This is a genomic window from Caldovatus aquaticus (assembly GCF_019458025.1).
Classification (GTDB): domain Bacteria; phylum Pseudomonadota; class Alphaproteobacteria; order Acetobacterales; family Acetobacteraceae; genus Caldovatus; species Caldovatus aquaticus.
The window spans coordinates 1-7,164 of sequence record NZ_JAHZUY010000101.1 but is presented as its reverse complement, the minus strand read 5'-3'; the positions used below and the strand labels follow the sequence as shown (position 1 = coordinate 7,164).

6 protein-coding genes are annotated in these 7,164 nt (G+C 74.8%); all 6 read left to right on the top strand.

Features of this window, described 5'->3' with window-relative positions:
* Positions 1–491: 491 nt before the first annotated feature.
* The gene (locus K1J50_RS18280; RefSeq protein ID WP_220119191.1) at positions 492–1,343 is read left to right on the top strand and encodes a hypothetical protein; all 852 of its coding nucleotides are present in this window, start codon (positions 492–494) and stop codon (positions 1,341–1,343) included.
* A gap of 131 nt (positions 1,344–1,474) precedes the next feature.
* Positions 1,475–2,764, top strand: coding sequence for a phosphopyruvate hydratase (gene eno / locus K1J50_RS18275; RefSeq protein ID WP_220119190.1), 1,290 nt, complete (start codon positions 1,475–1,477; stop codon positions 2,762–2,764).
* A gap of 97 nt (positions 2,765–2,861) precedes the next feature.
* Entirely contained in the window at positions 2,862–3,206 is a 345-nt protein-coding gene (locus K1J50_RS18270; RefSeq protein ID WP_220119189.1) for a septum formation initiator family protein, read from the top strand.
* Positions 3,207–4,166: 960 nt separating this feature from the next.
* A complete protein-coding gene (pdhA, locus tag K1J50_RS18265) occupies positions 4,167–5,135 on the top strand; it encodes a pyruvate dehydrogenase (acetyl-transferring) E1 component subunit alpha (RefSeq protein WP_369413650.1) in 969 nt (322 codons plus the stop codon).
* Positions 5,136–5,138: 3 nt separating this feature from the next.
* On the top strand, positions 5,139–6,539 hold the full coding sequence (locus tag K1J50_RS18260) for a pyruvate dehydrogenase complex E1 component subunit beta (RefSeq protein ID WP_220119187.1): 1,401 nt from the start codon (positions 5,139–5,141) through the stop codon (positions 6,537–6,539).
* Between the two features lie 27 nt (positions 6,540–6,566).
* On the top strand, positions 6,567–7,164 hold a 598-nt coding region (locus tag K1J50_RS18255), incomplete at its 3' end, for a biotin/lipoyl-containing protein (protein ID WP_220119186.1).

Sequence of the window (7,164 nt, the reverse complement as noted above, 5' to 3'; positions counted from 1 at the left end):
ATGCTTCAATCGCCTCAAGCATTTCCGCCGCATCGCCACACGCTTCGACAAGCTCGCACGCAACTACCTCTCCACCGTCGCCCTCGCCGCCATCCGGCTGTGGACACGGTTTGAGTCCAGGACCTAGAGCGGAGCGCGGACGGCCGGAGGGAGCCGGCGGGGCGGCTCCGCAACAGGGGCGAGTGCCGCCGGGGCGGGCGCCCCGGGCGGGCGGCCGATCCGCGCCGGGCCCTCCCGGGGCGGTGCCCGCCGGCCGGCGCCGCCCCGTCCGGCCCGCGCGGCGGCCTGCGGGGCTGGCCCAGCCGTGACGGCCTGCGGCGCCGGCGCCGCTTTGCGCGGCGCGCAAGCCCGCCTAGCCTGCCACCCGACGGGTTGCAGGAGGCCTCGACATGTCCCGCAGGCAAACGCCTCGCCGGTCCGCTGCGGTTCCGCTGCTCGCGCTCGCTGGCGCCCTCGCCGCCTGCGTCGCGCCGCCGCCGAGGACCGACGCCGTGTCCGCGGCAGCGGTCCAACTGGCGTCGGATCTCGCCGAGGCCGATGCGGCGATCGAGCGCGCCGTCCTCGGGATCGACCAGTTCTCCCGGATGAACCGGCGCGAGGCGGCGGCGATCGCCTACGCGACCGGCGGCCGCCTGCCCGCGCCGCGCCGCGGTGCCGGCGTGGTTGCCGGCGACAGCGCCGCCGAGGCCGCGGGCGCGGTCCTGGAGCCGGCCTTCGAGGCGCTGGCCGAGCATGGCCGGCGCCTCGCCGCCCTCACGGGACCGGTGCCGCCCGGCCCGCCGCCGCCGCAGCCGGCCGTGCTGCGGCGCCAGGCCGAGGAGGGCCTCGCCCGCTACGAGGCGCTGCTGCGCCGCTCCGACCTGACGCCGGCCGCGCGCGAGGCCGGTCTCGCCGCGATCGCCACCCTCGCCTCGGCGCCCGCGGCCGGCACCGAGTTCAGCGCCTTCATCACCGAGCGCCAGGCGGCGGTGGAGGCCCTCGCCAGCCTGCTGCGCGCGGTGATCGGGGCGGACGAGCGCAGCGGCCTGCGCGCGGTGCTCGCCGCCGAGCAGGCGGAGGCGCGGCGCGGGCGGGACGCGCTGCTGGCCGCGGCGCGGCGCGATCCCGCGGCCGGCGTGCTGGGGCGCTATGCCCTGTTCCACGGCGTGATGCGCGCCGAGGAGGAGCAGCCGGCGGACGAGGTGCTGGCCGAGGCGGTGCGCGTGCTGGCGGCCCTGCCCGCGGCGCACGCCGCGCTGGCGGAGGGCGACCCGGCGGCCGCCGCGCAGCGCGTCGCGGCGTTCTCCGCGGCGGTGGACCGGCTGGAAGCGGCGGAGCGGGAACTCGCGCGCGCCGCCTACTGAGGGGGCCTCGGGCGGCGCGCGGGGATGCGCGCATCTTGCCGCGGGCGCGGCGGCGGCCTATCGGCGGCCGGCACGCCGCGCCCCTCCCGGCGGACCGGGAGGGGCGCGCCCTGGGCTCGCCGGAGGGATCCATGACCGCATCCGCCGCCATCGCCGACATCATCGCGCGCGAGATCCTCGATTCGCGCGGCAACCCGACCGTCGAGGCGGAGGTGGTGCTGGATTCCGGCGCCAGCGGCCGCGCCGCCGTGCCCTCGGGCGCCTCGACCGGGGCGCACGAGGCGGTGGAGCTGCGCGACGGCGACCCCGCGCGCTACGGCGGCAAGGGCGTGCGCAAGGCGGTGGCGGCCGTCGAGGGCGAGATCTTCGACGCGATCGGCGGCATGGACGCCACCGCGCAGATCGCCATCGACGAGGCGATGATCGAGCTGGACGGCACGCCGAACAAGGCGCGCCTCGGCGCCAACGCGATCCTCGCGGTGAGCCTCGCCGTGGCCAGGGCGGCGGCGGCGCATCTCGGCATCCCGCTCTACCGCCACGTCGGCGGGGCGTTCGCGCGCACCCTGCCGGTGCCGATGATGAACATCGTCAACGGCGGCAAGCACGCGGACAATCCGATCGACATCCAGGAGTTCATGATCATGCCGGTCGCCGCCGGCACCATGGCGGACGCGGTGCGGATCGGCGCCGAGGTGTTCGCGGCGCTGAGGAAGGCGCTGCAGGAGGCGGGCCACAGCACGAATGTGGGCGACGAGGGCGGCTTCGCGCCGGACCTCCGGAGCGCCGACGAGGCGCTCGGCTTTATCGCCAGGGCCTGCGAGGCGGCGGGCCACCGCCCGGGCGAGGAGGTGGTGTTCGCCCTCGACTGCGCCGCGACCGAGTTCTTCCGGGACGGCAAGTACGTGCTGGAGGGCGAGGGCCGGACGCTCGACGCCGGCGGCATGGTGGACTACCTGGCCGCGCTCTGCGACCGCTGGCCGATCGTCTCCATCGAGGACGGCTGCGCCGAGGACGACTGGGAGGGGTGGAAGCTGCTGACGGACCGGCTGGGCGGCAAGGTCCAGCTCGTCGGCGACGACCTGTTCGTGACCAACCCCGAGCGGCTGCGCCTCGGCATCGGGCGGGGGGTGGCGAACGCCATCCTGGTGAAGGTCAACCAGATCGGCACCCTGACCGAGACGCTGGAGGCGGTCGAGACCGCGCACCGGGCGGGCTACCGCGCGGTGATGAGCCACCGCAGCGGCGAGACCGAGGACGCGACCATCGCCGACCTCGCGGTCGCGACCAATTGCGGGCAGATCAAGACCGGCTCGCTCAGCCGCTCCGACCGGCTGGCGAAGTACAACCAGCTCATCCGCATCGAGCAGGAGCTCGGCGCCGCGGCGCGCTACGCGGGACGGGGGGCGCTGCGGCGCGGCTGACGGCCGCGCGGGACGCGGGCGAATTGGCGCTCGCCTGGTGGGTCCGTTCCGCGTATGGTTTGAATGGCGACTCGCGCAAGAGGGGGGTCTTACGCGGATGTCGGATCGGTTCGCCGCGCTGGGGCGCGGGGTGAAGCGGCGCCTGCGCGAGGCCGCGCTGCCCGTGCTGTTCAGCGCTGTCTGCGCCTACTTCGTCTGGCATTCCATCCATGGAGAGCGGGGCTACCTCGCGCGCGAGCAGCGCCTGCAGGAGATCGCCGCCGCCCGGGCCGAGCTCGCCCGGGCGGAGGCCGAGCGCGAGGCGATGGAACGGCGCGTCGCGGGTCTCCGGGGAGAGGCGCTGGATCGCGACCAGCTCGAGGAGCGCGCGCGGGTCCTGCTGAACCTGGTGGCGCGGAACGAGCTGGTGGTCCCCTACGGGCCGGGACAGCGCCTGTTCTAACCGGTTGCCCACCGCCGGAGCGGGCGGCGGGAAACGGCCGGGGGCGTGAGGCCGCGCGACAAGCTGTGGGCCGGAACCGTTTCCGCGCGCATGGCCGGACGGAACGGCCTCGGGTGGCGCTGCCCGCGGCCGGGCGGGCGGTGTGCGCAGGTGCGGCGGGGGCGGCGAGCGATCGGCCTCCCGCCCTCAGGCCGCAACGCGGCGTCGCTTGGCCGGCGGGCGGGGGCATGCTTCTCGTAGCGCGACGCCCGGCCGGCGCGGCTCGGGCCTGGGGACCCGGGGCGTCTGGCGGCGAGGCCGGGCGAGACCAGCGGCGCGGCGAACGGGTCGGGGCCCGCTCCACCCATGGGCGGCGGCGGCAGGGGGGAGCCGCTTCGCGGCGGCCGAGGGAGCCGCGGCTTGCACGGCATCGCGCCGGAGGCGGCGGTCCGATCCCGGGCCGGCGGGCGGAGGCGCGAAGAGCGGTCGCCCGCGCTGCCGGGCCCGGAGCCGTTTGCGCTCCGCCGTGCCCGCGGACGCCACTCCGAGTCGTCGCCCGGCGGGCGCGTTCGCTCTCGCGGCCGTTGCCAGCCGTTCGCGAGCCCCTCGGGGAAGGGGCGGGTCGCGATGCGGACGGGTGTTCGCGCGGCATCGGAACACCATCCCCTTGTGGGGCGGGCGGGAGGGATGGGCTCGCGGGCGTTGGCGGTGACCGGACGGGCTGGCGGCGGTCGAATCCGGCCGGCGGGTGACCCAGCGCACTTAACCAAAAAGAGGTTAAGTGACTTATTGCATTGCAAAAGAACGATTTTTCGTTCGGGCTTCGCTTGCGTGGGCGGCGGCGCGATCGTAAGTGCGGACACTGCGACCCCATCTTCGAAGCTTGCCGCTCAACGAGGAGACGCCGGAATGGTCCAGGGGGCCGAGACCGCCACCGCCACCGCCGCCAGGCGCCGCACCGCCAGGGGGAAGGAGCCCGCGATCACGCGCGAGGAGCTCCTCCGCGCCTATCGCGACATGCTGCTGATCCGCCGCTTCGAGGAGAAGGCGGGCCAGCTCTACGGCATGGGCCTGATCGGCGGCTTCTGTCACCTCTACATCGGCCAGGAGGCCGTGGTGGTGGGCATGCAGATGTGCATCAAGCCCGGCGACCAGGTGATCACCAGCTACCGCGACCACGGCCACATGCTCGCCTGCGGCATGGACCCGCGCGGGGTGATGGCGGAGCTCACCGGGCGCATCGGGGGTTATTCCAAGGGCAAGGGCGGCTCGATGCACATGTTCAGCATCGAGAAGGGGTTCTACGGCGGGCACGGCATCGTCGGGGCGCAGGTCTCGCTCGGCACCGGCCTCGCCTTCGCCAACTGGTACCGGGGCAACGACCATGTCTGCCTGACCTATTTCGGCGAGGGCGCCTCCAACCAGGGCCAGGTGTACGAGAGCTTCAACCTCGCCGCGCTGTTCAAGCTGCCGGTCGTCTACATCATCGAGAACAACAAGTACGGCATGGGCACCAGCGTCGAGCGCGCCTCCGCCTCGAAGGACCTGTCGAAGAACGGCGCGCCCTGGGGGATTCCCGGCGAGCAGGTGGACGGCATGGACGTCATCGCCGTGAAGGAGGCGGGCGAGCGCGCGGTGGCCTACTGCCGCGCCGGCAACGGGCCCTACCTCCTGGAGATGAAGACCTACCGCTACCGCGGCCACTCGATGTCCGACCCGGCCAAGTACCGCACGCGCGAGGAGGTGCAGAGGATGCGCGAGCAGCGCGACTGCATCGAGACGGCGCGCAAGCGGCTGCTCGAGATGGGGCTGGACGAGGCGGCGCTGAAGAAGGTGGACGACGAGGTGAAGGCGATCGTCCAGGACGCGGCGGACTTCGCCCAGGCCTCGCCGGAGCCGCCGGAGAGCGAGCTGTGGACCGACGTGCTGGTCGAGGAGGAGGGCCGCTAGGCCATGGCCGGGACCCAGATCCTGATGCCCGCGCTCTCGCCCACCATGACCGAGGGCAAGCTCGCGCGCTGGCTGAAGAAGGAGGGCGACACGGTCAAGCCCGGCGACGTGATCGCCGAGATCGAGACCGACAAGGCGACCATGGAGGTCGAGGCGGTGGACGAGGGGGTTCTCACCCGCATCCTGGTGCCCGAGGGCACGGAGGGCGTGGCGGTCAACGCGCCGATCGCCGAGCTGAACGGCGGCGGTGGCGGCGGGGGCGGATCGGCGGCGCCCGCCGCCGACCGGGCGCCGGCGGCACCGGCCACACCGGCGGCGCCGGCCGAGGCCCGCCCCGCGCCCGCTGCGCCCGCCGCGCGCGCCGCCGCGCCCCGCGCGCCGGAGGAGCGCGCCGCCGCGCCCGAGAAGGACTGGGGGCCGACCCGCCCCCTCACCGTGCGCGAGGCGCTGCGCGACGCCATGGCCGCCGAGATGCGCGCCGACGACCGCGTGTTCCTGATGGGCGAGGAGGTCGCGCAGTACCAGGGCGCCTACAAGGTGAGCCAGGGGCTGCTCGACGAGTTCGGCCCGCGGCGCGTGATCGACACGCCGATCAGCGAGCACGGCTTCACCGGCCTCGCGGTCGGCGCGGCCTTCGCGGGTCTCCGGCCGATCGTCGAGTTTATGACCTTCAACTTCTCCATGCAGGCGATCGACCAGATCATCAACAGCGCCGCCAAGACGCACTACATGAGCGGCGGCCAGGTGCGCTGCCCGATCGTCTTCCGGGGGCCCAACGGCGCGGCGGCGCGGGTCGCGGCGCAGCACAGCCAGGACTTCTCGAGCTGGTACGCGCACTGCCCGGGGCTGAAGGTGGTGGCGCCCTGGTCCTCGGCGGACGCGAAGGGGCTGCTCAGGGCGGCGATCCGCGACCCGAACCCGGTGGTCTTCCTCGAGCACGAGATCCTCTACGGCCAGACCTTCGAGTGCCCGATCGCCGAGGACTTCGTCCTGCCGATCGGCAAGGCGAAGGTGGAGCGCGAGGGCAGGGACGTGACGCTGGTCGCGCACTCGATCGCCGTCGGCCTTGCCATGCAGGCGGCGGAGGAGCTGGCGCGCGCGGGGATCGAGGCGGAGGTGATCAACCTGCGCACGCTGCGCCCGCTCGACATCGCGACCGTGGTGCGCAGCGTGCGCAAGACCAACCGGCTCGTCACCGTCGAGGAGGGCTGGCCGTTCGCCGGCATCGGCGCGGAGGTGGCGATGCAGGTGATCGAGCACGCCTTCGACTGGCTCGACGCGCCGCCGGTGCGCATCGCCGGCCGCGACGTCCCGATGCCCTACGCCGCCAACCTCGAGAAGCTCGCGCTGCCGAACGCGGCGGAGGTGGTCGAGGCGGCGAAGCGCGTCACCTACAGGGCCTAGGCGCCGGGCGGAGGGGAGCGGGACGGAATGGCGACCAACATCCTGATGCCGGCGCTGAGCCCGACCATGACCGAGGGCAACCTGGCGCGCTGGCTGAAGAAGGAAGGCGATCGCGTGAAGCCCGGCGACGTGATCGCCGAGATCGAGACCGACAAGGCGACCATGGAGGTCGAGGCGGCGGACGAGGGGATCCTCGGCAAGATCCTCGTCCCCGACGGCACCCAGGGCGTGAAGGTGAACCAGCCGATCGCGGTGCTGGTCGAGGAGGGCGAGGCGGTGCCGAGCGGCCCGGTGGAGGGCGGCGCCACCGCGAGCGAGCCCGCCCCGGCGCCGGCGGCGCCCGCCGCACCCTCTGCCGCTCCCGGCCCCGCGCCGGCCGCGCCCGCGGCGGCGGCGCCGGCGGCCGCCCGGGGGAACGGCCACGACCGGGAGCAGCGCATCGTCGCCTCGCCGCTCGCGCGGCGGATGGCGCAGCAGGCCGGGCTCGACCTGTCGCGGATCGCGGGCAGCGGGCCGGGCGGGCGGATCGTGAAGGCGGACATCGAGGCGGCGCTCGCGCGCGCCGCGCCGGCGGCCGCGCCGCCGCCGCCCGCCGCGCCTGCGCCCGCCGCCGCGCCTGCGCCCG